The following is a 1,404-nucleotide window of genomic DNA, read 5'->3' as shown; positions in this document are numbered from 1 at the left end:
CGAGCGCGCCAGCCATGATCCCGCTTGTTGGAGCGATCCCCTGGTGTATCGCGCTCTGTTGGTGAGCGGATTGTCGGTGCTCACGGCCGCAACCCGGCTGTTGCAGAACGATCTCGACGATCTTGAGCTCTAAGTGCTGGGGATTAGTACTCGACTCCGGCCTGCGCTTTGACGCCCTGTTCGCGGAACGGGTGGCGGACCAGGGTCATTTCTGTGACCAGATCAGCGTTCTCGATCAGCTCCTTCGGTGCGCCTCGGCCCGTGAGGGCCACGTGGGTAAGGTCTGGGCGTTCTCGAACCCCGGCCAGCACGGTTTCGCTGGAGATATAGCCGAGTTTCATCGCCACATTCACTTCATCGAGCACCACGAGCTGGATCTCTGCATCACGCAAATAGGTGAGTGCCATTTGCCACGCCGCCTCCACGAGTTGTTGGTCGCGGGCTCGGTCTTGGGTTTCCCAGGTGAACCCTTCTCCCAGGGCATGCCACACCACTTGATCGCCAAAGGTGCGCAGGGCTCGAGCCTCACCGGGCTCCCAGCCTCCTTTGATGAACTGAATCACGGCGACGCGCTTGCCATGGCCCAGGGTGCGTAACACGAGGCCGAGTGAGGCTGTTGTTTTGCCCTTGCCTTGGCCGGTGAACACCATCACCAGGCCTTTTTCATTGTTGCGCTCTTCTACCCGTTGGCGCTGCACTTCCTGGCGCCGTTCCATCCGTTTGCGGTAGCCCGCATCGTCCTGTTCAGGGGCCAGATGTCCGCCCATGCCGAGCTCGGCGGCGGATTGGTCGAGCTGGGTCGTTTCCGGAGCGTTGTTGGTCATGGGCGTTGGGCAGTGATCCGTTGCAGAGCCCGACCTGCCAACAGCTCCTGCTCCACATGGAGGAAGCCGAGAGCCGACAGTTGAGCCGGTAGGTCGTCCTCCAGCATGGCGGTGGCGGTCTCGGTTTCAAACAAAGCGCAGAACACCTGCTGCGGGAGTCGCATCAGTGGATCCGCCGGGTGTAAATCCACTACCACCAACCAGCCCCCGGGTTTCAGAAGCTTCAAGGCGCTGCTGAGTACTTGCTCCCGCTCCGCTCGCGGGAACTCGTGGAGGGCAACACTGAGCTGGATGGCATGAAAGCTTTGATCCTTTAGCGGCGGCGCCTCAGCAAGCCCTTCAACCCGTTGCATTAAGGGGTGACGCTGCTCGGCTAAGTCGAGAGCGAGTGGAGACACATCCAGCCCTGTGACCGCATAGCCAGCGCTGATCCAAGGGGCCGCCGCTTCACCACTGCCGCAGCAGAGATCCAGAATCTCGGCATCGGGCTCGAGCCGGTTCCTCAGGCTTTCAAGGCCTAGCCCGCGCAGTCGCGCAACGCCGCCCACACTCAACGACGACACGGCCGTGACGCTGTCGT

The 1,404-nt window shown here is 61.8% G+C and carries 2 protein-coding genes; both read right to left on the bottom strand.

The window, feature by feature from the left end; translation table 11 throughout:
- Nucleotides 1–143: 143 nt before the first annotated feature.
- Nucleotides 144–824 (bottom strand): cob(I)yrinic acid a,c-diamide adenosyltransferase, encoded by a 681-nt coding sequence (cobO, locus tag WH5701_RS00495; protein WP_006169836.1) that lies wholly within the window; start codon nt 822–824, stop codon nt 144–146.
- The coding region (locus WH5701_RS00490) for a class I SAM-dependent methyltransferase (RefSeq protein ID WP_006169835.1) at nt 821–1,404 on the bottom strand (584 nt) is incomplete at its 5' end. The genes cobO and WH5701_RS00490, both read right to left, overlap by 4 nt.

Origin of the sequence: Synechococcus sp. WH 5701, from assembly GCF_000153045.1 — a bacterium.
Classification (GTDB): Bacteria; Cyanobacteriota; Cyanobacteriia; order PCC-6307; family Cyanobiaceae; genus Regnicoccus_A; species Regnicoccus_A antarcticus.
The sequence above is the reverse complement of the archived record's forward strand: the minus strand, read 5'-3'. Positions and strand labels throughout refer to the sequence as shown.

Bases quoted from the DNA above. Each gene is read 5' to 3' on its own strand.
- cobO (WP_006169836.1), bottom strand. From the start codon at position 824: ATGACCAACAACGCTCCGGAAACGACCCAGCTCGACCAATCCGCCGCC.